This is a genomic window from Luteibacter sp. Sphag1AF, from assembly GCF_014192715.1.
Taxonomy (GTDB): Bacteria; Pseudomonadota; Gammaproteobacteria; order Xanthomonadales; family Rhodanobacteraceae; genus Luteibacter.
This window is the reverse complement of record NZ_JACHYH010000003.1, coordinates 63144-86357: the sequence shown is the minus strand read 5'-3', so window position 1 is coordinate 86357 and position 23214 is coordinate 63144. Positions and strand designations below refer to the sequence as shown.

The window sequence follows — 23214 nt, the reverse complement described above, 5'->3', positions numbered from 1 at the left end:
TGCCTGTCGTACGTCATTCAGAAGCTGTAGCGCACCCGCCCATACCAGTACGCCCCATTGACCCCGATGGGCGAAATCACGTCATACGGAAAATTGCCCGCATAGGCGATGTCCGGAATCGACCGAGTCGGGTACTGATCGGTGATGTTCTGCCCACCCAGGGCAAGCGACAGCCGCTCGGTAGCGCGCCATTCCACTTCCGCGTCCAGCTGCCAGCGCGCGGCATAGGTCTGCGTGGGTACGAACCCATCGCCGAAATCGAACACGCGCGTGGTCGAGCCCTGGCGGGTGAGGCGGGTCAGCAGGCCCCAATGCGTCGAGTCCCAACGCGCGGTCAGTGCGCCGCGCTGACGCGGTGAGGCATCGGTGAGCGTGTTGCGTTCTTCCAGCCCGAACAGCACCGCATCGGCGCCCAGCGCAGCCAGCTGGGTGGGCGTGTCGCGTACGTTGCGGATCGAGGTGCGGTTGTAGCTGTAAGTGCCGGTCAGTGTGAAGTTGCCGCCATACAGCGCGTTGCGATAATTGGCCACCAGTTCGGCGCCACGCGTGCGGGTGTCCACGGCGTTGGTGAAGAACGCCACGCTCTGAACACCGGGCACGCCAAAATGCGCGAGGATGTACGACTCAAGGCCATCGGTGGCGATGGTCTCAGACAGCGTCACGCGGTGATCGACGTCGATGCGGAAGATATCCAGCGATGCGTCGAAGTGCTCGCCCACGCGAGCAGTAAAACCGAGACTGATGTTGCGTGATTTTTCCGGCTGGAGGTCGGTAGCGCCCAGCCCGCGGGCGATGGGGTTGTTCACCGATAGCACGCGTCCCTGAACCAGTTCGCCGTTCGCGCCGTAGCCGGTGGAGGTGGATTCAAAACCCACCTGACTGAGTGACGGGGCGCGGATGTTGTTGGAGATGGCGCCGCGCAACGCGTAGTCCGGCGTGAACGCATAACGTCCGCTCAGCTTGCCGGTCCACGCGCCACCGAAGTCGTTGTAGTGCTCGTATCGCGCGGCGGCGTCGGCGAAGAATTTCTCCGTGAGGTCGGCGGAAAGATCCACATAGGCCGCACCCACATGCCGGCTGAGGTTGGCGGTGTCCTGCGGGGTGAGGCCGCCACCGGCCTGCGCGCCGGTCGGTGCACCCACGATGGGGCCCACCGCATACGAGGCGGGATCACCGGCATAGGTACGGAATGTCTCGCGCCGATACTCCGCACCCGTGGCCAGCGTGTAAAGCGTGGAGCCCCATTCAAACGGACGGCTCAGGTCGATGTTGGCTGTTCCCTGCGTACCTGAGTACTTGCCGATCCGGAACTGGGTGGGGCTTTCATCGCCCAGTGACACGTTTACCGAATCGCGAAGGTTGTACGCGAAGCTGTTGCCGCCCCAGGTCAGGCTGCTGTCGATATCCCACTCGCCGAAGTGGCCGCGCGCGCCTGTGGTGAGGTTGATGTCGCGATTGGTGCCGATGGATTCGGGCCGGTATCCGGACGGATAGATGGCCGGAACATTGGCGTCGCTGTCCGGATAACGGAAGTAGTTGTCGCCGATGGTATGGCGTTGCGTGTAGATGCCGAACGCGTAAGCGGTGACGGTGTCACCGAGAGGGAGTTCGGCATTCAGCCATCCGCTGTAGTTCTCGTTTTTGGGATCGCCCGCAGCGTAGTTGCGCTTGCCCTGAAGTGCGAGATTGGCGGGTGACTGGTTCTCCCAGGACGGAATCTGATCGGGACCGGCGCGGTTGGTTGCATCGTGCTGGTTGCTTTCCAGGCCAGCACGGAAGAACCCACTGGCACCGAGCTTCGTGCCGAACTTCGCGCTGGCGTAGCTGCTTTGGCCGTCCGTGATGGTGCGGCCGGTGGGGCGGAAATTCGTGTGATACGCACCGTAGCTGCTGGTGACTTCGCCGCCCTCGGGCGCATCGTCCAGGATGATGTTCACCACGCCGGCAATGGCATCGGAGCCATACTGCGCACCGGCACCATCGCGCAGCACTTCAATCCGCTTGATGGCGCTGATGGGAATGGCGTTGAAGTCCACAGGCGTGGTGCCGCGCCCGATCTTGGTGTCGCTGTTGACCAGCGCCGAGGTATGGAAGCGCTTGCCGTTGACCAGCACCAGCACCTGATCCGGGCTCATGCCACGAAGCTGCGCCGCGCGCACATGATCGGAGCCGCCGGAGTTCGACTGGCGGGGGAAGTTGAATGACGGCAGGAGAGTGGCCAGCGCCGAACCCAGTTCGCCATTGACCGCGCCCGCAGAGCGCAGGTCCTCGGGCGTCAGTACGTCAATGGGTACGGGCGAGTCGAGGACGGTACGGTCCTTTGCATGCGTGCCGGTGACCACGATCTGATCCAGCGTGGAAGCATTGGCCGGCTTTGCGTCCTGCGCATGTGCGCCCTGCACGAAAAGGGCAAGGGTGATCGCCCCCGTGAGAGCGGTCTTTCGGTGATGCGAAAACATGGAAAACCCCTGGGATAAAGGCGTGTGCGGCGCCGTGCCGCGTCCTGAAAGGTCGCGGCCGCATGGAAGAAATGGCAAACCCGTGAAAGCGCGTCGTCAGGTACGGCGCGCGCGCCTACATCGACCCCTCGCCGACACCGGACGATTCGTGGCAAGACCTGGGTGGATGGAATGCTTCAAGGCGCAGATCAGACGGTGGGCGCACGATGCGCTTTGCGCATTTGTTGCATTGCAGTGTAGGCTGTGTCAACACATTCGGAACGATAGGCGTATGGACGTCCGTACGGAAGCCTTCGTTCAACCGGGAAAAACATCATGAAAACATGGGCTGGCGCCATTCTTTCACTGGCATTGCTGGCAGGCACGGGTTGCGCCACGGCGCAGCACGAAACGGGTGCCGCCGCCACGCTGAAGGGCGATGCGGCCCATCCGGACCAGACGAAAGGCTGGGTCTCCACCAGCCTGTATTTCGGGCTGGGTCTGGCAGATGGCGACACGGGCGTGACCGAAGCCCAGTGGCGCAACTTCCTGGACCGCGAAGTGAGTACGCGTTTTCCCGACGGCCTGAGCGTTCGTGATGTGTATGGTCAGTGGCGCGGCAAGGGGCAGGACACGCCAGAGCGGCTGCGCTCGAAGGAGTTGCTGTTGCTGTATCCGGACACCCCCAAAGCGCGCGCCGACGTCGAGGCCATTCGCGCGGCCTGGAAGCGCCAGACCGGCGACCAATCCGTATTGCGCGTGACCCAGCCTGCGGACGTGTCGTTCTGATGGCAACGGCACTGCGCACCCGGCGCCTGAGTGGCGGTGACCTTAACGGCTTCCTTGGCCTGGTGGTGGACAACCTGTCCATCCTGGCTTTTCTGGCCACGGCGCTGATCGGCATTTTCGGGTTCCCCGCCGATATCGTGTTCCGCCGCATGTTCCCGGGCACGGCGCTGGGCGTCTTGCTCGGCAATCTTGCCTATACCTGGATGGCGCGGCGTCTGGCCGCACGTACCGGCCGTGAGGATGTCACGGCGATGCCGCTGGGGCTGGATGCACCCACCAGCATTGGCATGGCGCTGCTGGTGCTGGGTCCGGCATTCCTGGCGTTCCGGCAGGGTGGCATGGACGCCGATCATGCGGCCGAAGCCACGTGGCAGCTGGGCATGGCCTCACTGGTGGTGATGGGCGTGCTGAAGTTCGTGTTGTCGTTCGCTGGCGCCTGGGTGCAGCGATCGGTACCACGCGCCGGACTGCTGGGCTCCATTGCCGGCATCGCGCTGGTGCTGATGGGTTTCCTCCCGCTGGTGGAGATCATGCGAGTGCCCATCGTCGGCTTCGCCGGGCTGGGCGTGGTGCTCTATGCGCTGGTGGCCCGTCGACGGCTGCCGTTTGGCCTGCCGGGCGTGCTCGGCGCATTCCTCGTCGGCGTGGTGCTTTATTACGGGCTTGGCCCCCTCGGGCTGTTGGGCACCGGCTATCACGCACCTGCCGCGTGGCAGTGGCGCATCGGCTTTCCGCTGCCGTCGCTGGGCTTCCTGAGCGGATTGCCTTATACCGTGCCCTATCTGCCGCTGATCCTGCCGTTCGGCCTGCTGATGGTCGTGGGCGGCATCAACGTGACTGAAAGTGCGCGCGCGGCGGGTGACGACTACTCCACGCGCGACATCCTTCTGGTGGAGGCCCTGGCGACGCTGGTGGCCGGCCTGTGCGGCGGCGTGGCGCAGACCACCCCGTATATCGGCCAGCCCGCCTACAAGGCCATGGGCGCCCGCAGCGGCTATACGCTGATCACGGGTCTGGTGATCGGTCTGGGCGGCATCTTCGGCTATCTGTCGAACCTGGTGGAGTTGCTGCCCATTGCGGTACTGGCTCCGATTCTGGTGTTCGTAGCCATCGGCATCACCACACAGGCGTTCGAGGCCACGCCCATCCGTTACGCGGCCGCTGTGGTTTTCAGCTTCTTCCCGGCCATTTCCCGGATGCTGGCGATCAAGCTGGGCGATCCGTCGATTGTGGACCCCGCGCATTTCGCCGCGTTGTTCGCCGCATCGGATCACGGCGTCTCGTCGCTGGCAGTCATCACCATCCTGGGCAATGGCTTCATCATCACGTCGATGGTGTGGGCGAGTTTCGTGGTGGCGATGATCGACGGGCACATGCGCAAGGCGGCCGGCATCGTGCTTGTGGGCGCGCTGCTGACGGTGTTCGGCATCATTCATTCGGTGGACCCCACCGGCAGCGTCTATCTGCCCTGGCAGCTGGCGCCCGCCGCGCAAACGCTGGTCTGGCAGTTCACGGCAGCCTATGCGGCGTTGGCCGCGGTGCTGGGGCTGCTGTCGTTGCAGCGCCAGCCCGGTTGAATTGAACGGGCTGGGGCGCCACATCGGACAGCTGTCCCTTGAAGGAATGCCCCATGTCGCTTGCCGACCTGACGAAACTCCCGGGCGTCACCGCTCAGCCTGAAGCGGTGACGCAGTCCTATGTGTTCAATCACACGATGATCCGCGTGAAAGATCTTGCGGTGTCGCTTGATTTCTACACGCGCGTGCTCGGGTTTGTGCCGGTTCATCGCCAGGATTTTGCCGAAGCGAAATTCACCATCGTGTATCTGGTGCTGGTGTCTGACCGTTCGGTCATTCCCGATGACGATGCCGAGCGCCTGACGTGGGCGCTGCGCCAGCCGGGCGTGCTGGAACTTACCCACAACCATGGCACGGAATCGGACGCGGACTTCGCGTATCACAACGGCAACAGTGAGCCGCGCGGCTTCGGCCATCTGTGCGTTTCGGTGCCCGACGTCAAGGCGGCCTGTGAGCGTTTCGAGGCACTGGGCGTCCCGTTCCAGAAGCGTCTGGAAGACGGTCGCATGAAGCACATCGCGTTCATCCGTGACCCGGATCAATACTGGATCGAGATCCTTCAGCCTGGCCGCATCGAAGGCTGATAGGCTGGCTGTGTGATGATCGGCCCGCGGGCGCCTTCGGAGCGCCCGGTTTACAAGAGATCCCCATGCCCCAGACGCTCGCCCCCGTCACCCGCAATCTGCTGATTGCGACCATCCTGGTTTATGCCCTTCAGTTGCTGCTGAAGGACGATACGACGGCCGCCCTCACGCGCTATTTCGCCCTGTGGCCCCTTGGGCCGGATGTGGCGTTGCGTCTTGATGATGGCTCGGTCTTCACTGCCGGTTTCCGGCCGTGGCAAGTGGTGACCTATGCCTTCATGCATGGCGGGCTGGAGCACATCCTGTTCAACATGTTCGGCCTGTACATGTTCGGCAGCACGGTAGAGCACGAACTGGGCGCGCGCCGGTTTCTCATCTACTACTTCACCTGCCTGATCGTGGCGGGCGTGGCGCAGCTGGGCGTGCTGTATTTCTTCGAGCCGTCACGCATGTTCCCGACAGTGGGCGCATCGGGTGCGATTTTTGGTTTGCTGGGCGCGTTCGCGATGCGCTTCCCACGCGAAAAGCTGATGATCATTCCGATTCCCATCGGCATTCCAGCGTGGCTCTTTGTCACCGCTTACGGTGTGATCGAACTGGTATTCGGCGTCACTGGCACCGTGGCGGGCGTGGCGCATTTCGCTCACCTGGGCGGCCTTGCAGGCGGCATCGTATTGATGCGCCTGTGGCGTGACAAACTGCCGCCAAGATGGCGCCGTGGTGCCTGAAACAGGCGCGATCCGCCTCACGTTTGCGAGAGCGGATTTGCGGGCAATTCGGTAGAAGCGGGGCTCTGCCCGAACGGCCCGGCCTTCAACATGTCGATGGCCTCAACGGGCATGAGCCTTACCCGGCTACGCCAGAGCCCGGTAATCGGCGGCATGGCTTCAGCCAGCAGTCGGCGCAGCATGATGCTGAGTTGCGCGGAGGTCGCCGGGTCTACGTCGGCTTCAACCGCATGTGACGAGATATCAACGATAGCCTGCGCCTCAGCGAGTCACATGACGGCGACTTCGCGGAGCTGGTCGATGGTGAGGGTGACTTGGCTCTGGCAGGTGGGGCAGGTGATGGTCTGGTCGGGCGTGTGCATGGTGGTTCCCTGGCCGGAGGTCCGCGCCCTGCTTCGCAGGGTGGCGGACGTGTCGGGGTAGAAAACCGGTCAAAAATCGCCAAAACCCGGCCAGGCGCGAGCCTGCCCGACACGTCCGCCATAAGGCGAGTGCATAAGACACAGGCGGCGAACCGCCTGTGCGACGTTTTTTGAATCGGGTTTCTACGCCCGGTCGCCGAAGAAGTCGGCGACGCGAAGAGCATCCCGATTCACGCAAGGCGGAACTATCCGATTATTCCGAAAAAGTCATCGGAATTATTTGATAGTGCGACGGACATCCATCGCTCAGAGGATCGCTCCCACTGTGATGCTTCGGCCTCGGATGCTGGCCGAATCATTTTGCATGGTGTGTTCGCGACCCAGCCGCAGCATGACTGCGGCTGGGACATCACTTACCTCAGGGCGAGGAAGTCCGGGCTGACCACGAAGCGCACGGCATCAAGACGCATGCGTGCTTCGGGAAGTGCCGCCAGAATGGCAGCGCGCTCGGCGGCCACACGGGTAACTTCGGCTTCCGAGATCGACGGGTTCACCGCGCGCAGCGCGATGAGGCGCGAGTACTCGGCATCCATTTCCAGCTGAGCCGCTTCGATGGCTTCGTATTTCAGCACTTCGCCACGCGCATCGGCGAGATCTTCGGCGCGTTCCAGCATCGGCGGCACCAGCTTGGAAAGGAATTTCCGGTAGCGGGCGACTTCGATGTTGCGATCCGGGGCGCGGCGCATGGCGACTTCGCTGGGAACGAAGTGGGCGCGCTCGGTCAGGCGCGTGTCCACGGAGACCACCATCGGCGTCGGCGGGATGAAGCGCTCGGCGTCCAGCGTGCGATCCGCCACGCATTCCAGCACGAACACGGCCTGAAGCAGCGCCGTGCGCACGGGCAGGGTGTCGTCCACCATGAAGGCGGCGTTGCCCTGTTCGCTGGAGACCAGCAGATCAACGGCGGCATGCACCATCGGATGGTCCATGCGCAGCAACGGCAGGTCTTCACGCGACAGCGCAACGTCACGCGAGAACGTGACCGACACGGGGCCGTCGCCAAAACCTTCCAGGCCATCGGTGGACAGGTATTGCGGATCAAGCAGCACGATGTCGCGTGCGAGTTCTTCGGCGTGCACGCCGTAGTTCTCGAACAGGCGCTGGAGGAAGGCATCACGGCCCGGGTCTACGTCGTCCACGGCAAAGGCGCGGGTCAGGTCGTCAGCGTGCGGATCACGCGTGGCGGCCAGTTCCAGCAGATGATCGCGGCCTGCGTGAATCAGTGCAGAAAGCTCTTCGTGAGCGGCGCGCGTCTCGGCGATGAGGGCGTCCAGTTCCTGATCGCGGTCGTCGTCGCCGCGTGCGTGTTCGTCAGCGAGATTCGCCAGCAGCGGGCCGAACCGGCGCAGCAGTTCGCGTCCATCTGCCGGGCTGTGGCGGAACGCGTCCAGGCCTTCGTCAAACCAGCGGGCAAGCACGTGCTGTGCGCTCTGGTCGATCACGGGCACGTGGATCACGATGTCGTGCTTCTGGCCAATGCGGTCCAGGCGACCGATGCGCTGCTCCACCAGATCCGGGTCGAGCGGCATGTCCCACATGATGAGGCGATGCGCAAACTGGAAGTTGCGGCCTTCGGAGCCGATCTCCGAACACAGCAGCAGGCGTGCACCATCAGGTTGTGCGAAGAAAGCGGCGTTGCGGTCGCGCTGCACGATGCCCAGGCCTTCATGGAAGCGGGCCACGCCCACGCCACTGCGCGTGCGCAGGGCTTCTTCGATGGCAAGGACCTTGGCCTGCGTGCGGCAGATAAGCAGGAATTTGTCAGCCGGGTGCTCGTCCAGCAGATTGATCAGCGCCTCCAGGCGCGGATCGTCCGCGTAGTCCGGCTCGATGAGCGCGGGCGGCTGCTGGCAGTCGGCGCGGAACTCGGCAAGCATCGTGTCGCGACGCGCCGGATCGAGGTCCAGCGGGTCGAGCAGGATGATGTCGGGCACGCGGCGCGGGAACCCGCCGATGCCTGCGCGACGGTTGCGGAACATGGCGCGGCCGGTGCCGTGACGGTCGATCAGTGCAGCGAGCAGGTCGCGCGCGATCTTCGGGTCTTCGGCCTTGTTGAGCAGGGCGATCATTTCCCGGTCGCCCGTGAAACGGCGCGTCAGCGCGGTGCGCTGATCCGCCGTGAGGGCGCCGCCCTCGGAGAGCACGCTGGCCACGTCCGACAGCTCGCCGAACGAATCGGCCTCCGCCAGGTAGGTGTCCAGGTCACCGTAGCGCTGCGGATCAAGCAGGCGCAGGCGGGCAAAGTGGCCCGCGCGGCCAAGCTGTTCGGGCGTGGCGGTCAGCAGGATCACGCCCGGCGTGGCGGCAGCCAGCTCTTCCACCAGCGCATAACGTGGGCTGGCAGCTTCGGGGCTCCACTCAAGGTGATGGGCTTCGTCCACCACCAGGAGGTCCCAGCCGGCATCCACCAGCTGGCGGGCGCGCTTGGGCGACTGGCTGAGGAAGGCGAAGTCGGCGATGACGAGCTGTTCGTCCTCAAACGGGTTGCGGCCGTCGGAAGCCTGTTCGATGGCCTCGCAGCGCTCTTCGTCGAAGATCGAGAAACTGAGGTTGAATCGGCGCAGCAGCTCCACGAACCACTGGTAGACCAGCGTTTCGGGCAGCAACAGCAGCACGCGGTTGGCGCGGCCGGCGGCCAGCTGGCGGGCCAGGATCATGCCCGCTTCGATGGTCTTGCCCAGGCCCACTTCATCGGCCAGCAGCACGCGTGGCGGGCGGCGGGCCGAGGCGATACCGGCGACGCGCAGCTGGTGTGGCACCAGCCCGATGCGGGCCGATTCCAGGCCCCATGTGGGCGAGCGCCGGGCCTGGGCGCGGCGCTGGAGGGCTTCCAGACGCAGGTCGAAACGGTCGGCCGGGTCGGTGCGGCCGCCTACCAGGCGGTCGTCGGCCTGGGACACGCTCTGCTCGTCGTCCAGCTGGCCTTCTTCCAGTTCGCGGCCTTCACCGCGATACACGAACAATCCTTCGCGTTCTTCCACGCGTTCGACCAGGAAGGCGATGCCCTTGCCAGCCACGCGCTGGCCGGCGCGGAACTCGGCGCGCACCAGCGGGGCACTTTCGGTGGCATAGGGGCGAAGTACGCCAGCTTTGGCGAAAAGAACCTGTACGCCGCGTCCTTCGACGCGCAATACGGTGCCGAGACCCAGCTCAGGTTCGGCGGTGGAGATCCAGCGTTGTCCGGGTTGGAACATCAGGTAGGGCAGTCATGCAGGCAGGGGTCGGGAATTATCCGCCCTGGGGCCGCCCATGCCTACCGTTGACTTACAGGAGTTTTCGAAACCGCTCGTGAGGCGATCGAGCCAGTGTGTCGGCCAGAGCTTCCAGGAAGTGGGGCGGTGCCTTGGCGATGGCGCGCTTCAGGAAGGTTTCCGCCTCATTGAGGCGTCCTTCGCCCGCCAGGACGGAGGCCCAGCTGCATTCGCCGCGGTAGTCCCCGGCTTCGGCCGATTGGCGATAAAGCTCACGTGCCTTGTCCGGATCGACCGGCGTTTCCCAGCCGTTCTCGTGGTACTGGGCCAGAAAATTCTTGGTGCGGGCGTGGCCCATGGCGGCGGCGCGGCCGAACCACGTGAAGGCGGCGGCGCGGTCCTGAGGCATGCCGCGGCCGTTGGCCAGCAGGTGGGCGTAGTTGTATACGCCCCAGTCGAGGTTCGCTTCGGCGGCCCGGCGGAACCAGACGGCGGCCAGTTCGTAGTCGATGGGTGCGCCCCAGCCGTTTTCGTAGCAGCGGCCCACCATGTTCATGGCCATCGGCGAATGCTGGTGCGCGGCCTGCTGGAACCAGTAGAGACCTTCGGTCGGCGCTACGGCGCCACCGGTGCCATCGAGGCACATCTGGCCGAGCACGGTCTGCGCCGTGACGTCGCCGGTGCGGGCGTGTTCGGTAACGTATGCCCGCGCCTGCTCGTCGGATGCCTCGAAGCAGGCTTTGAGTTCAGCCGGGTCGAATGCCATCACGTCTCGGCCCACTGGCGCAGGAGGTTGTGATACACGCCGGTCAGTTGCAGCAGGGCATTTTCGTCGGCGCTGGACGCGGTCAGGGTCTGAATCGACACGTCCAGATCAAACAGCAGCCGGCGTTGCGCGTCGTCGCGCACCATGCTCTGAATCCAGAAAAACGAGGCGACGCGCGCACCGCGCGTGACCTGCAGGACCTTGTGCAGGCTGCTGCCCGGGTAAAGCACCATGTGCCCCGCCGGCAGCTTCACCGAATGGGTGCCGAAGGTGTCTTCGATGACCAACTCACCGCCGTCGTAGGACTCAGGATCTGCGAGAAACAGCGTGGCGGAAAGATCGGTGCGCACGGCTTCGGGGGGTGAGACCCGGCGGTCGTAGCGCACGGCGTTGTCTACGTGGAAGCCGAATGACTGGCCACCGCCGTAGCGATTGAAGAGTGGCGGATAAATGCGCCTGGGCAGCGCGGCCGCAAAAAATGTGGTGTTGGCCGAAAGCGCCTGAAGAACAACGTTTCCCATCTCGATGGCGACCGGATCATTTTCCGGAAGCTGCGCGTTGTCTTTCGCGGCCGCGGACTGGTAACCAGCCGTGATGCGGCCATCCGCCCAGTCGGCGTGATCGAGGTGACGGCGGACTGCGGTGACTTCGTCGGCGGTCAGGACATCGGGAATGTGCAACAGCATGATGGGCCCTGCAAATGAGCGAACCCCGCCACAGGGCGGGGTTCGCATCATGCATCAGAAGTGGAAGTTGGCGGAAATCAGTGCCGAACGACCCGGAGCGATGCTGGCGTAGTGCGTGGTGAAGATCTTGTCGTAGTACGTCTTGTTCGTCAGGTTCTGCACGTTCAGCTGGAGGTTGAGCTCCTTGCTGACCTGCCAGGAAGCCATCAGGTCGAAGCGGGTGTAACCGGGCACGTACTTCGTGTTCTGCACGTTGCCAAACACCTTGTCCATGTAGAACGCGCCGCCGCCGACCGTGAGTTCCGGAAGGATGGCGTAGGTGGTCCACAGGCTGGCGCTGTTCTTGGCCGTGTTCGGGAACTGGTTGCCGTTGTATGCCGCGTTGGCAGCCAGCGGGCCGTTGTCGGTCAGCTTCGGATCAAGGTGCGTGTAACCGCCGAACACCATCCACTTGTCGGTGATGTTGCCGGTGGCGCCGATTTCGATACCGTTGACCTTCTTGGTGCCGGCCAGTGCGGTGGTGGTGGCGTCGATCGACACGCGGGCATTGGTGATCTTGGACTGGAAGACGGCGGCCGTCAGGCTCAGGCGGTTGTCCATCACGTCCCACTTGGTGCCCACTTCGAGGTTCTTGCTCTTCTGCGGAGCGAGATCCTGGGTGGCCACCGACAGGTTGGCGTTGTCGCCGATGCCTTCACCGTTGGACACGCCCGACGGGTTGGCCGAGGTGCCCCACGAGGCATAGATGCTGCCGTTGGACACCGGCTTGAACACCACGCCTGCCTGCCAGGTCCAGAAGTCGGACTGGTTGCGCAGGTGCTGTGCGTTGGCGACGGCGGTGGGGACGTACACCTTGGTCAGGTAGTCGTCGTAACGCGCGCCGAGGTTGGCCAGCCACTGGTCGTTGAACGTGATGGTGTCAAAGGCCCAGAACGAGCGGGTGGACGTGCGGTTCTGCGTCGGCGTGTTGCGGCGGGTGTACGTGCCGAGCCACGGATCGTTCGGGTTCGGGTTGTACAGCGAGGTGCAGGCGTAGTCGCTGAGGAACAGCGGGCTGGCGAGGCAGTTGCGGCCAGCGATGCCCGGGCCGGGCGGCTGCACCACGTTGTAGCCGTCCACAGCCGTCTTCTCAAGGCTGAATTCCAGGCCGGTGGAGAAGTTGTGCTTGATCGAACCGGTCATGAACTCGCCGGTCAGGTCGGTCTGGTTGACCGCCGTGCGGGTGTCGGCAATGCGGTTCTTCGACGAGCGGTACACGTAGCCGTACGGCACGTTGCCCGAGCTGTCATCCGGGTTCGACCAGATGTAGTTGTTGGAGGTCTTGCCGTAACGGGAGGTGTTGCGGATCGTCCACTCGTTGGCGAAGTCGTGCTCGAAACGCACGGTGCCGATGTCTGCCTTCGTCTTGCGGAAGTCGCGATTCACCAGGCCGTAGTAGTTGTTGCGGTTGACGTTGACCGGGCGGCCGGTACCGGTGCCGGCGAACGGCCCAGTGGTGTACGGGCCATCAATGGGAATGCCGCTGTCGGGCAGTTCATTGGTGTTGAGGTGGTAGTAGTCCAGCGTGACGCGCGTGTCGGTCTTCAGGCCGAAGGTGATCGACGGGGCGATGCCGAAGCGCTTGCCGTTGACGGCGTCGCGGCCCGGAGCGTCGTTTTTGTGCGCCATCACGTTCAGGCGGGCAGCGGTGTTGTCGTTCAGCATGTAATTGCCGTCAAACGTGCCGCGCTTGTAGTTGTCGGTGCCCACGCCAACGCTGACGTCGGTGAAGTTGGCAGCCTTGGGCGCCTTGGACACGATGTTGACGCTGCCGCCCGCGGAACCGCGACCGGTATAGGCCGACGACGGGCCCTTGATGACGTCGATCTGTTCGATGTCGAAGGTTTCGCGGCTCTGAGTGCCAGTGTCGCGGATGCCGTCGATGAAGATGTCCGAGCCTGCGTCGAAGCCGCGGATGAAAGGACGGTCGCCGATGGCGTTGCCGCCTTCGCCTGCACCGAAGGTGATGCCCGGCACGGTGCGCAGGGCTTCGGCCAGCGTGGTCGATGCGGTGGTCTGCAACACGATCTGCGGCACCACGGTCACGGCGCGCGGGGTATCCAGCAGCGGGGCGGTGAACTTGGGCGAGGTCGCGTTGACGACGGTGGACTGGACCTTGACGCCTTCCAGCGTGGCGGCGCTCTGACCGTTGGCATCCTTGTCGGTTTTCTGCTGCGGCTCGGTCACGTCGGCGGCATGCGCGGCGGAGGTAGCGAGAACGAGGCCGAGCGCACTGGCGACGAGGCGGCGGGGCGTGGCTGCCGTCGATGTAACGAACGCGTTGGAAGACATCAGGCTTTCCTTATGTATTTCAGAACGGGTCATGCGAATCATTTCTTCGGGCCGCACGTGATCGTCCCGGCGGTGAGGCCGGAAGCAGGGGAGATGTGGGTGACCCTGAGGCCCGCCCGGGGGCGGGTATTTCGTGAAGGTTACATTAAGTGAGAATGATTCGCAATCTGTTGCATGGGGATTTTGCGGCATGACGGCCGGTTCTTGCGGGTGTTTGGGTTGCTGTAGCGAGGCGCATTGCCGCGAGGCGCAGGCCAAAAAAAACGCCACGCTTTCGCGTGGCGTTTTTCATTCCCCGTGGGGAATGGGGATTACCAGATCTTCACCTGCTTGTCGCCGGTGCGGATCATGCTGCTGCCCGGCTTGCACTGGAACGCCGTTGCAAAGGCTTCCATGTTGGACGGTGCGCCGATGGCGCGCAGCGAGGCCGGTGCGTGCGGGTCGGTGTTGAGGTACAGGATGGCCTGCTTCTCACGCACGCTGCCGCGCCACACGCGGGCCCAGTTCAGGAAGAAGCGCTGGTCCTGGGTGTAACCGTCGATCTTGGCCTGGGCTTCGCTCGGGTTCTTCTTGAGCGCTTCCTGCAGGGCGTCGTACGCCACGTTCAGGCCACCCAGGTCAGCGATGTTCTCGCCGAGGGTGAGCTTGCCGTTGACGTGGAGGTCCGGCTTGTCCTTGATCGGGGCGTATTCGTTGAACTGGTTGACCAGACGCGCGGTGCGCTCGTCAAACTTGGTGCGATCCGCCTTGGTCCACCAGTTCTTGTTGTTGCCTTCGCCGTCGAACTGGCTGCCTTCGTCGTCGAAGCCGTGGCTGGCTTCGTGGCCGATGACCGCACCGATGCCACCGTAGTTGATGGCATCGTCACCGTTGGCATCGAAGAACGGCGGCTGCAGGATCGCGGCCGGGAAGTTGATCGTGTTGTCGGTCGGGTTGTAGTAGGCGTTGACGGTCTGCGGGGTCATGCCCCAGTCCAGGCGGTCGGTCGGCTTGCCGATCTTGGCCAGGTCGTACTGGTAGTTGAACTTGAACGCGGCCTGCACGTTGCCGAAGTAGTTGTCACCCTTCACCTCCAGGCCGGACCAGTCGCGCCACTTGTCGGGGTAACCGATCTTGGGCAGGAAGGTGTTCCACTTCGCGATGGCCTTTTCCTTGGTTTCCGGGCTCATCCAGTCGAGGTTTTCGATGCGCGTCTTGAGCGCGTTGCGGACGTTGTCCACCAGCTCGTTGGCGCGCTGCTTGGCTTCGGGCTTGAACACGCGGGCCACGTACAGCTGGCCGAGGGCTTCACCCATGCTGCTGTTGACGGTGCCGAGCACGCGCTTCCAGCGCGGCTTCTGCTGCGGCTGACCGGCGAGGGTCTTGCCGTAGAAGTCGAACTTGTTGTCCTGGAAAGCCTTGGACAGGTACGGCGACGAGCTGTCGATGGCATGGAAGCGCAGATACGCCTGCCACTGCGACACGGGCGTGGACGCCAGCATCTTGTCGAACTGGGTGAAGAACTTCGGCTGCGACAGCGAGAAGCCCTTGTCGATCGTCACGTTCTGGGCGGCGAAGAACTTTTCCCAGTTGAAGTGCGGGGTGATCTTGTCGGCCTGAGCCACGGTCACGAAGTGGTACTGGTTTTCCGGAGCGCGCAGTTCAACCGGTGCCAGCGACGAGGCTGCCAGCGCGGTTTCAAACTTCATCACTTCGTCAGCCTGGGTCTTGGCATCGGCCTCCGGAACGCCAGCGAGCGTCAGGGTCTTGGCGATGTATTCGACGTAGGACTTGCGGATGTCCGCATTCTTCGGGTCGGTGTAGTAGTCGCGGGTCGGGAGGCCGAGGCCGTCCTGCTGCGCGTAACCGATCTGGATCTTGGCGTTCTGGAAGTCCGCGCCCGAGCCGAAGCCGAACACGTAGCCGTTGCCGTCGGCAAAGCTGGAGTCGAGGAAGTCGACCACGTCGGCGCTGGTTTTCAGTGCGGCGATCTTGTCCAGTTCCGGCTTGATCGGGTTGGCACCGGCGGCCTCGATGGCAGCCTCGTCCATGCCCGAGCGGTACAGCAGGCCGATCTTCTGCTCGATGGAGCCGGCCTTGGCGTTGTCGGCGCCCTTGTTCATTTCATCGACAATGTCGTGCTGGGTGTTGAGGCTGTTTTCAGCCAGCTTGTCGAAGGCTCCCCAACGGGTGCGGTCTTCCGGGATCGGGTTGGCGGCAACCCACTTGGAGTTGACGAAGCCGTTGAAGTCGCCGCAGGCATCAATACTGGTGTCGATGTCGGCAACGTCGAACGTCGGGGCCTTGGCGGCGGTGCTCGCAGCCGCAACGGTGGAGGCGGCTGCCGGAGCGGTGGCGCTCGGGGCGGGCTGGTTGCCACCCGGGACGGCGGAGTCCGCGTCGTTGTGCTTGCTGCATGCGCTGGCGGTGAGCGCCAGGCCGACCGCGAATGCGAGCGGCTTCAGAAACTGCTTGGTCATGAATGTCCCTCTGTTGGTGGCATCGCCCCGAAGGCGAGTTCGGTAACTACCCGAGGATAACGTGAGTGGGTGGGTGGAAGGGGCGGGGGGTGAGGAAAGTCATGGGTGCGCAAGAATCTCCAGCGCCCGGTTGTCGATCTTGTGTACCGGGTACGCGCCTACGTTCTGTGCGGTGTACCAGGGGGATCGCTGGAAGAAGAACATCAACCTTGCCGAGGGGCTGGCCGCGAAGGCCGGGTCGGACTGGACGCGCGCATCAAATTCCTGCTTCAGGGCAGGATCTTTCGCGATCATGTCGCGTGCCAGCGCTTCCACGACGCGCGGCTCACCGTATTCCTTCGGCTCGAAAATGGCGTTGAAGTAGCCCCAGCGCAGCAGGGAGTCGGGCGCCTGCGGCTCCAGCAGGTTCACGGCAATATTGGCCCAGGGATTGTCTGTGGCCACCACTACGGAGCCCTTGGGCAGTGTGACCGTCGTGCGGATTTCGTGGACTTTGACATCCCGAAGCATCAGGTGCCGCTCGAAAGGCTTCGTTGCCCAGGACGGATCGTCCAGCTGGTAGCGGGTCACCGTGACAGTGGCGGGGCCGGGCGTGCGGATGTATGGCACACCGTGGGCATCCAGCCGTTCGATGATCTCGGTCCACTGCGCGGGAATCACGTAAGCGGCGGGCACGTTGATGGATTGATCCGGCAACAGTGCGTTGAAGCTCTGGATCGGATAGTCCTTCTTGATCTTCGGGTCGTAGCGCACCCACGTGTCGCCCGAAATGTCGCTGTGTTCCTGCGTGAAGGCAACGCCTTTGAGCACGAACGGGGTCGCCTCCGGCGATGCCTTGTACGTGACGGGCACGGTGGTGAGTGTCGCTGCCCAGTCGTCAGCCAGACGGGATGCCTGAAGAAGCGCATCCGGTTGCGCGCTGACGTAGTCCAGCACGGTGCGCACCACGTCGTACGTGGCGTCCACGCGTACCTTGTACGGCTTGAGCATGTGCGTTTCGATCAGCAGGCCGGCGCGATTGCGGATGGCGGCATAGCCGGTGGAGAAGCGCGGGCCCGACCCGAAATTCTGGATGCCCTTGGTGATGTCGCGGCCATCCCGGAATTCCAGATACGGCGCGGCAAGATGGCCCAGTTTTTCGTAGTGGGGCATCACGTAACCTTCGTACGCGGCCGTCTGCCACTGCGCGATCGACGGCGGCAGTTTGTGCGGATCTTCGGCGTACCAGGTGAGGTCGTACTGGTAGTCCGCACCGTCGGTGGTGTGGATGTCGATCAGAAGATCAGGCTTCCACGTGTTCCACAGCTTCAGCCATGCGCGCATTTCCGGCGCATCCGCCTTGACGTAGTCGCGGTTGAGGTTGAGGTACTGCGACTGGCCGCGAAAGCCCATGCTTTCAGGGCCGTCCTGGTTGATGCGGTGGTAGGGGCTGCTGTTTTCATGACCATCCACACTGAAAACCGGGATGAACACCAGCACTGCGTGATCGAGCATGTGCGGCAGCTTGCCGGTCACCGCGTAGTCGCGCAGCAGCATCAGGCCGGCATCCTTGCCCTCGATCTCGCCAGGATGGATGCCAGCTTGCAGCAGTACGACCGGCTTATGGGCGGCGCGCGCCGCGTCGGGGGTGAGATCACCATTTTCGCCGGCAATCACCACCGTCATCGGGCGGCCTTCAGGCGTCGTGCCGAAGGTCTCCACGCGCAGTCGCGAAGGCGCGGCGGCGGCCAGGCGCTGAAGGTACGCCAGCGTGTCTGCGTATGAGGGCGTGGTGCGGAAGGCGGCCGCTTCGGCCGGGGTGGTCCAGTTTTCTTTGGCGTTCAGGGTCATGGATATAACCGTGAGCAGGGAAAAGACGACGAAACGGCGCATGGATCAATCCGGTCAGGGGGCGGGACGGGAAGCGGGCAGGCTGTCCGGCGCAACCGCGCCGCCGGAGATGATGAAGGCCATCGCCTGATCCATGGTCCAGTCGGTAGGGGTCAGTTCTTCCAGCGGCACGATTTCCAGATAGCCGCCGGTCGGGTTGGGGGTGGTGGGGATGAACACAGCCGCCATTTCGCGGCCGGTGTCGTCCTCGATCATGGTGCGCGTGACAAAGCCCACCACCTTCATGCCCGGGCGCGGAAACTCCACCAGCACCACACGCTGCACGCCCGAGGGCTTGTTTTGCAGCACGGCCATCAGCTTCTTGGTGCCGCCATAGATCGTGTGTACGACGGGAATGCGCGCCAGCAGGCCATCAAAGCCGGACAGCATGCGCGCGCCCAGCACGCGGTTCGCAAGAAAACCCACGGCGTAGAGCACGCCGAGCGTCAGCGCCAGCGCCAGCAGGAACACGACCCAGGAGGGTGTCCGGGCGGCGGCCGTGGTGTCGATGCTCAGCACCAGTTCGACCAGGGGCGCGCCAATGCCGGCCAGCAGGCTGAGCACAAAGCTGAAAACCAGCCAGGTGACCCACAGGGGAAGCACCGTCAGCAAGCCGGTGAAGAGGTAACGTTTGATGCGCAGCGAAGCCATGATGCAGGTCCGGGGAGAGGAGGATGCGGATGGCCATTGTAGGGAACGGTGTGATTTTTTTTCCCGTGCCGCGAATCATGGTGGAAAGGGAGGGCATATGCGGCAAAACGAGGAACGACAGCGACGATTCGCCGGGCTGCTGACCGAGCATCGCCGGATCGTGTTCAAGGTAGCCCGGGTGTACGCCCGGGGCGAAGAGGATCGCCGTGACCTTGAGCAGGACATCGTGCTTCAGCTGTGGCGGGCGTTTCCCCGCTACGACGACACGCGCCGGTTTTCCACGTGGATGTATCGCATTGCCCTGAATGTGGCGCTGTCCGGGGTACGTCGCGATGCGGTGCGCCCCGCGTCCAGCCAGGAGCTGGACGACCAACTGCCCGGCGGCACACCGATCAGCGAGCCGGATGAGCGGGTGGCCCAGCTCTATCAGGCCATCGGCCGGTTCGAGCCGCTGGATCGCGCCCTGTTGCTGCTGTACCTGGACGACCGCCCGCATGCCGACATGGCGGATGTGCTTGGCCTGACGGTCAGTCATGTCGGCACGAAAATCGGCCGATTGAAAGAACGCCTGCGTCGGGAAATGACCGATGCGCCTGTTAACCACCGGAGAAACGATCATGTCGCATGAAGACTGGAAGCTGGCCTGGAGCGAGATGGACCGGCGAGTGGATCAGCAGGACGCATGGCTGCGCGCGCTGCGCGATGATCGCCGGACGGATGTGCTGGGGGCGACGCTGCGATCACTCAGAATCGGCCAGTGGATACAGCTGGTCGTGGGCATCTTCTTCGCCATCGTGTTCGGCAGCTTCTGGGTCCATCACCGGGACAGCGTCTCGCTGATGCTGACGGGCATCTTTCTTCATGCCTACGCCTTGAGCACGATTCTGGCCGCAGCCCGCACGCTCTACCTGATCGGTACGGTCGACGGCACGGCACCGGTGCTGGACACACAGCGCCGGCTGGCCGCACTGCGCTCATGGAAGGTGCGCGAGGGCTGGTGGTTCGGTGTGATCGGCTCGGTGGCGTGGGTGCCCCTGCTGATCTGGGCTTTTGCACTGGGCGGCGTGAATCTCTATGCGCAGAACCCGGTTTTCGTCGGGTGGCAGGTTGTCGCAGGGCTGGGCTGCCTGGGTGTGTTTGTTCTTGTGATGCGGTATGTCCGGTCGGGCGGAAAAGACGGCCTGGAGCGGTCTGCCGTGGCCCGTGCGCAACGGGCACTGGTTGACCTGGACCGTTTTACAAAGGAATGACGCGGTATGCCCGAGAGTGTTTTCGCCAAGCACGGGTCATGAAACCGGCGCATGCTTGGCGCACCTTCCGTGACGCATGAGGATTCAACGTGAAAGCGAAAGCCAAAGACAAGCCGAAGGACAAGGCCAAAGTGAAAGCGGTACAGGCCAGCGCCACCAGGTCCGATGTCAAGGAGCGCCGCAAGGCCGACCTGCGCACGCCCAGCGACCTGGGTGCCGATGCCACGCGCGATATTTCTGCCGAACTCAATGCGCTGCTTGCTGACGTATTTGCGATCTACTTCAAGACCAAGAATTTCCACTGGCACATGTCGGGCCCGAACTTCCGCGACCTGCACCTGTTGCTGGACGATCAGTCGGACCAGATCTACGCCATCGTCGATGACGTGGCCGAGCGTGTCCGCAAGATCGGTGGCACGACACTGCGTTCGGTAGGCCACTCCAAGCGGCTTCAGCGTCTCTCGGACAATGATGCCGATTTCGTCACACCGCAGGACATGCTTGCCGAGCTTCGCGAGGACAACAAGCGCCTTGCCGCTTACATGCGCGAAACCCACAGCCTGTGCGATGAATACGGTGATGTGGCGACGGCGAGCCTTCTTGAGAACTGGATCGACCAGGCCGAGCGCCGCGTGTGGTTCCTGTTTGAGAGCGGCCGCAACGCCTGAGGTGTTTCGTAGGCCATCGGCGCCTTGTCGCATCATGCGAAACGCGCCAGCGCGCATCAGGTGGTGACCTGATGTTCGCCTAAGAAAACGATGCTCTGGTTCCGCGATCTTTGGTCGCGGAACTTTTTTTTCATGCTCGTTTCCCTGTGTGTCGTGTTTGTTTCTGCGGCGGCCGCGTTTGCCGTCAGCGCCATGAGTGGCGGTGGCGCCGGCCTGGTGCTGCTGCCCGTGCTGCGCATGGTGCTGCCCGCCACGGCGGTGCCCGCCGCGTTGTCGCTGGGCACGGCCATCAGCTCCATGTCGCGGATCGCGCTGTTCTTCGGGCATGTGCAGTGGCGCATCGTGCGCGGCTTCGTGCCTGCTGCGCTGCCATCGGCGTGGCTGGGCGCATGCGTGCTCAGTCGCGTGGACCCGGTTTATCTGGAGGTGGTGCTCGGGGTCTTTCTGCTCGGTAATCTGCCCATGCTGTTCCGGCGTGGCGTCCCGCCCGCACGGGTATCGCTTTCATCGTGGTGGACGCTGCCGCTGATCGGTGCGCTGGCGGGCTTTGTATCCGGGCTGACGGGTGCGGTCGGTCTGTTGTTCAACGGTTTCTACCTGCGCCAGGGGCTCACTGCGCAGCAGGTCGTGGCGACACGTGCGGCGAACGACATCCTGCTGCATGTGGCGAAGCTCGGGATTTATGCAGGTTTTGGCCTTCTTGACCGCTGGGGAGTGATCGTGGGCCTGATGGTCGGTGGCGCTGCGGTCACCGGTACGTGGATGGTCCGGCGGCTGCTCGTGCATGTCAGTGGATTGTGGTTCCGGCGCATGGGTTACGGCGCGATGGTGGCGGCGGGCGTCAGCATGACGCTGAGTGCCGGGGACGCCATTGTCACGCGTCATGCGACGTCCATCAGCGGCCCTAAGGCAGACGTAAGCCAGGGGCGTGACCATCCTGCGCTTACCAGAGGCGCGCGGCCGTGAATCGGCGCCACAACACGGGCCAGAAAGGCAGGGCGCAACGTGGTCGAGACAGTCGAGGAGCAGTTGGTGCACATCATCGTCATTGAGGACGACGCTCAACTGGGCGCGGCCATCCGGCGGGTACTGACGCAGCTGTCCTACACGGTGACCCTGATTCGCCACGGCACCGAAGGGCTGCGCGCGATTCGCGACCAGTCGGCGGATGTGGTGTTGATTGACCTGGGCCTTCCCGGCAAAGACGGGCTGGATATTCTCAAAGAGATCCGCGCCGCGCACATCCGCACACCGGTCATCGTGATGACGGCACGCGATGCGGTGGAAGCGCGCATTCGTGGACTGGATGCCGGCGCTGACGACTATCTGGTGAAGCCGTTCCATCTGGACGAACTGGCCGCGCGCATCCGTGCGCTGGCGCGTCGTTCAAAGGGGCTGGCAGATAACCACATCGAAGTGGGCGCCATTGATCTGAACCTCAGTACGTTCGAGGTGGCATATCGCGGTCAGCCCGTTGAGCTGACCCGTCGCGAGTTTGCGTTGTTGCAGATTCTGATCGAACGCGCCGGGCGTATCGTACAGCGGCAGACGCTGGAGAATTCACTGTACGGCATTGACGGTGCGCAGACCGCCAATGCTCTTGAGGTGCTGGTGCATGCGCTGCGCAGGAAGCTGAGCTTCGAGGCCATTCAGACCGTGCGCGGATTTGGCTACATGATTCCGCGCGATCCGCGTTGAGTGACGCTGGCCAGGTCGTTCAGGGCCTGCCAATGGTTAGCAACGTAAAACTCCCGTCCTTCCAGCGCACCTTGCCACCCACCGGCAACGATCCATCCGCCGTCGCCGCCGGAAGAAACAGCCGATGCGTCTGCGCATCCAGTGCCAGCGTACGCGCACCGGTCTGCGTGGCCAATGTCTGGAGCACGGCATAGTGATCGGCATCCATCTGCTGCACCACCGTCAGGTCGGCACTTTGACCATCGGACACGTACGCAGTGCGCGTCGCCGCATCAAATGCCACAGCATCGGGGCCCTCGCCAATCGCCACTGACGCAACCACCTTGCCGCGCGTGCCGTCCAGTACCGTCATGACTTTGTTGTCGCACACGGAAAACAGCCGCTCATTCGCCTTGTCGATAGCCAACCCGCTGGGCGATTGGCACGGTGCCAGTGACCAGATGTGCGCCACCTTTCCGGATGCGATGTCGATGTCCACGAGCTGCGCCTTATCTTCGATGTTCGCGAACAGGTGCCCATGGTCATCGGTGACGGCGAACTCGGGCTTGCCCGGCAGCGGAATCGTGGCAACCACCTTGCGGGCGGTCACGTCGATCACACTGGCATCGTGACTTGCGCCGTTGAAAGTAAACAACGAGTGGCTTGCCGGGTGGTAGACGATGGCATCGGGGTTCTTGCCCGTGCCGCCGATGGTCGCCAGCGTCTTCAGCGTACGGCGGTCGAATACCGTTACCGATGAGGCTTTGCCATTGCTGGTATAGCCCTCATGGCGGTCGTCAGACAACGCGATGCCATGCACGCCGGCCGTACCGGCGATCACGCCCTTGATGGTGTGGCTATCCACATCCAGCACCAGCACACGATCAGCCCGGCTGACATAAAGCTGATGCTGTACAGCGTCGAAGTTCAGGTAGTCCCAGCCACCTTCCTGCCCGATGGCCCAGCGTGACGTCACGCCCAGCGGCGCGTCGGCGGCAGCTGCGTGGGCACACATCCAGAGAAGACCGACAGGAAGCAGGTAGCGAAAGGGTGCGCGCATGGACGTGGCTCGTGCGGAAGGTTCGCCGAGCATGGACCGGCTGGCTTATTCACGGCTTACAACACGGC

General features: G+C 63.6%; 19 protein-coding genes. 9 read left to right on the top strand and 10 right to left on the bottom strand.

The genetic code is table 11. The features are described 5' to 3' along the window. Nucleotides 1-17: 17 nt before the first annotated feature. Complete coding sequence (locus FHW69_RS09820; RefSeq protein WP_183422891.1) at nt 18-2459, bottom strand: TonB-dependent receptor; 2442 nt, start codon at nt 2457-2459, stop codon at nt 18-20. Between the two features lie 315 nt (nt 2460-2774). On the opposite strand from FHW69_RS09820, the gene FHW69_RS09815 reads away from it, so the two are divergent. The 4 genes from FHW69_RS09815 to FHW69_RS09800 all read left to right on the top strand — a co-directional run bounded on the left by FHW69_RS09815 (nt 2775) and on the right by FHW69_RS09800 (nt 6116). Then, nucleotides 2775-3227, top strand: a complete 453-nt coding sequence (locus tag FHW69_RS09815; RefSeq protein ID WP_183422890.1) for a DUF3574 domain-containing protein — start codon at nt 2775-2777, stop codon at nt 3225-3227. Beyond that, the gene (locus tag FHW69_RS09810; RefSeq protein ID WP_183422889.1) at nt 3227-4804 is read left to right on the top strand and encodes a hypothetical protein; all 1578 of its coding nucleotides are present in this window, start codon (nt 3227-3229) and stop codon (nt 4802-4804) included. Before FHW69_RS09815 ends, FHW69_RS09810 begins: the two co-directional genes overlap by 1 nt. Nucleotides 4805-4857: 53 nt before the next feature. Then, nucleotides 4858-5388, top strand: a complete 531-nt coding sequence (gloA, locus tag FHW69_RS09805) for a lactoylglutathione lyase (RefSeq protein WP_183422888.1) — start codon at nt 4858-4860, stop codon at nt 5386-5388. A gap of 65 nt (nt 5389-5453) precedes the next feature. After that, nucleotides 5454-6116, top strand: coding sequence for a rhomboid family intramembrane serine protease (locus FHW69_RS09800; protein WP_183422887.1), 663 nt, complete (start codon nt 5454-5456; stop codon nt 6114-6116). Nucleotides 6117-6133: 17 nt separating this feature from the next. Here the strand turns inward: FHW69_RS09800 and FHW69_RS09795 are convergent, their stop codons facing one another. The 8 genes from FHW69_RS09795 to FHW69_RS09760 all read right to left on the bottom strand — a co-directional run bounded on the left by FHW69_RS09795 (nt 6134) and on the right by FHW69_RS09760 (nt 18491). Continuing rightward, nucleotides 6134-6298: a hypothetical protein gene (locus FHW69_RS09795; RefSeq protein WP_183422886.1), complete on the bottom strand. Its 165-nt coding sequence runs from the start codon at nt 6296-6298 to the stop codon at nt 6134-6136. Nucleotides 6299-6891: 593 nt separating this feature from the next. Further along, complete coding sequence (gene rapA, locus FHW69_RS09790; protein WP_183422885.1) at nt 6892-9732, bottom strand: RNA polymerase-associated protein RapA; 2841 nt, start codon at nt 9730-9732, stop codon at nt 6892-6894. A 70-nt stretch (nt 9733-9802) separates the two neighbouring features. Then, complete coding sequence (locus FHW69_RS09785; protein ID WP_183422884.1) at nt 9803-10495, bottom strand: tetratricopeptide repeat protein; 693 nt, start codon at nt 10493-10495, stop codon at nt 9803-9805. Continuing rightward, nucleotides 10495-11181, bottom strand: a complete 687-nt coding sequence (locus FHW69_RS09780; RefSeq protein ID WP_183422883.1) for a Fe2+-dependent dioxygenase — start codon at nt 11179-11181, stop codon at nt 10495-10497. Before FHW69_RS09780 ends, FHW69_RS09785 begins: the two co-directional genes overlap by 1 nt. Nucleotides 11182-11235: 54 nt before the next feature. Then, complete coding sequence (locus FHW69_RS09775; RefSeq protein WP_183422882.1) at nt 11236-13512, bottom strand: TonB-dependent siderophore receptor; 2277 nt, start codon at nt 13510-13512, stop codon at nt 11236-11238. 311 nt (nt 13513-13823) lie between these two features. Next, complete coding sequence (locus FHW69_RS09770; protein ID WP_183422881.1) at nt 13824-15971, bottom strand: M13 family metallopeptidase; 2148 nt, start codon at nt 15969-15971, stop codon at nt 13824-13826. Between the two features lie 99 nt (nt 15972-16070). After that, nucleotides 16071-17843: a M14 family metallopeptidase gene (locus FHW69_RS09765; RefSeq protein ID WP_183422880.1), complete on the bottom strand. Its 1773-nt coding sequence runs from the start codon at nt 17841-17843 to the stop codon at nt 16071-16073. A gap of 12 nt (nt 17844-17855) precedes the next feature. Further along, nucleotides 17856-18491: a DUF502 domain-containing protein gene (locus tag FHW69_RS09760; RefSeq protein ID WP_183422879.1), complete on the bottom strand. Its 636-nt coding sequence runs from the start codon at nt 18489-18491 to the stop codon at nt 17856-17858. Between the two features lie 97 nt (nt 18492-18588). On the opposite strand from FHW69_RS09760, the gene FHW69_RS09755 reads away from it, so the two are divergent. The 5 genes from FHW69_RS09755 (at nt 18589) to FHW69_RS09735 (ending at nt 22107) form a co-directional block, all read left to right on the top strand. Then, entirely contained in the window at nt 18589-19119 is a 531-nt protein-coding gene (locus FHW69_RS09755) for a sigma-70 family RNA polymerase sigma factor (protein WP_183422878.1), read from the top strand. Then, nucleotides 19109-19741, top strand: a complete 633-nt coding sequence (locus FHW69_RS09750) for a hypothetical protein (RefSeq protein WP_183422877.1) — start codon at nt 19109-19111, stop codon at nt 19739-19741. Before FHW69_RS09755 ends, FHW69_RS09750 begins: the two co-directional genes overlap by 11 nt. 89 nt (nt 19742-19830) lie before the next feature. Continuing rightward, the gene (locus FHW69_RS09745) at nt 19831-20409 is read left to right on the top strand and encodes a DNA starvation/stationary phase protection protein (protein WP_343204005.1); all 579 of its coding nucleotides are present in this window, start codon (nt 19831-19833) and stop codon (nt 20407-20409) included. Between the two features lie 132 nt (nt 20410-20541). After that, nucleotides 20542-21375, top strand: coding sequence for a sulfite exporter TauE/SafE family protein (locus FHW69_RS09740; protein WP_183422876.1), 834 nt, complete (start codon nt 20542-20544; stop codon nt 21373-21375). 66 nt (nt 21376-21441) lie between these two features. Then, nucleotides 21442-22107, top strand: coding sequence for a response regulator (locus FHW69_RS09735; RefSeq protein WP_183423233.1), 666 nt, complete (start codon nt 21442-21444; stop codon nt 22105-22107). 19 nt (nt 22108-22126) lie between these two features. Here the strand turns inward: FHW69_RS09735 and FHW69_RS09730 are convergent, their stop codons facing one another. Next, complete coding sequence (locus tag FHW69_RS09730; RefSeq protein WP_183422875.1) at nt 22127-23146, bottom strand: YncE family protein; 1020 nt, start codon at nt 23144-23146, stop codon at nt 22127-22129. Between the last annotated feature and the right edge of the window lie 68 nt (nt 23147-23214).

Excerpts from the sequence above, each read along its gene's own strand:
- FHW69_RS09800 (WP_183422887.1), top strand. The coding sequence starts at position 5,454 with ATGCCCCAGACGCTCGCCCCCGTCACCCGCAATCTGCTGATTGCGACC.
- FHW69_RS09760 (WP_183422879.1), bottom strand. The coding sequence starts at position 18,491 with ATGGCTTCGCTGCGCATCAAACGTTACCTCTTCACCGGCTTGCTGACG.
- gloA (WP_183422888.1), top strand. The coding sequence starts at position 4,858 with ATGTCGCTTGCCGACCTGACGAAACTCCCGGGCGTCACCGCTCAGCCT.
- FHW69_RS09740 (WP_183422876.1), top strand. The coding sequence starts at position 20,542 with ATGCTCGTTTCCCTGTGTGTCGTGTTTGTTTCTGCGGCGGCCGCGTTT.
- FHW69_RS09775 (WP_183422882.1), bottom strand. The coding sequence starts at position 13,512 with ATGTCTTCCAACGCGTTCGTTACATCGACGGCAGCCACGCCCCGCCGC.
- FHW69_RS09820 (WP_183422891.1), bottom strand. The coding sequence starts at position 2,459 with ATGTTTTCGCATCACCGAAAGACCGCTCTCACGGGGGCGATCACCCTT.
- FHW69_RS09810 (WP_183422889.1), top strand. The coding sequence starts at position 3,227 with ATGGCAACGGCACTGCGCACCCGGCGCCTGAGTGGCGGTGACCTTAAC.
- FHW69_RS09780 (WP_183422883.1), bottom strand. The coding sequence starts at position 11,181 with ATGCTGTTGCACATTCCCGATGTCCTGACCGCCGACGAAGTCACCGCA.
- FHW69_RS09755 (WP_183422878.1), top strand. The coding sequence starts at position 18,589 with ATGCGGCAAAACGAGGAACGACAGCGACGATTCGCCGGGCTGCTGACC.
- FHW69_RS09770 (WP_183422881.1), bottom strand. The coding sequence starts at position 15,971 with ATGACCAAGCAGTTTCTGAAGCCGCTCGCATTCGCGGTCGGCCTGGCG.
- FHW69_RS09730 (WP_183422875.1), bottom strand. The coding sequence starts at position 23,146 with ATGCGCGCACCCTTTCGCTACCTGCTTCCTGTCGGTCTTCTCTGGATG.
- FHW69_RS09785 (WP_183422884.1), bottom strand. The coding sequence starts at position 10,495 with ATGGCATTCGACCCGGCTGAACTCAAAGCCTGCTTCGAGGCATCCGAC.
- rapA (WP_183422885.1), bottom strand. The coding sequence starts at position 9,732 with ATGTTCCAACCCGGACAACGCTGGATCTCCACCGCCGAACCTGAGCTG.
- FHW69_RS09765 (WP_183422880.1), bottom strand. The coding sequence starts at position 17,843 with ATGCGCCGTTTCGTCGTCTTTTCCCTGCTCACGGTTATATCCATGACC.
- FHW69_RS09750 (WP_183422877.1), top strand. The coding sequence starts at position 19,109 with ATGTCGCATGAAGACTGGAAGCTGGCCTGGAGCGAGATGGACCGGCGA.
- FHW69_RS09795 (WP_183422886.1), bottom strand. The coding sequence starts at position 6,298 with ATGCTGCGCCGACTGCTGGCTGAAGCCATGCCGCCGATTACCGGGCTC.
- FHW69_RS09815 (WP_183422890.1), top strand. The coding sequence starts at position 2,775 with ATGAAAACATGGGCTGGCGCCATTCTTTCACTGGCATTGCTGGCAGGC.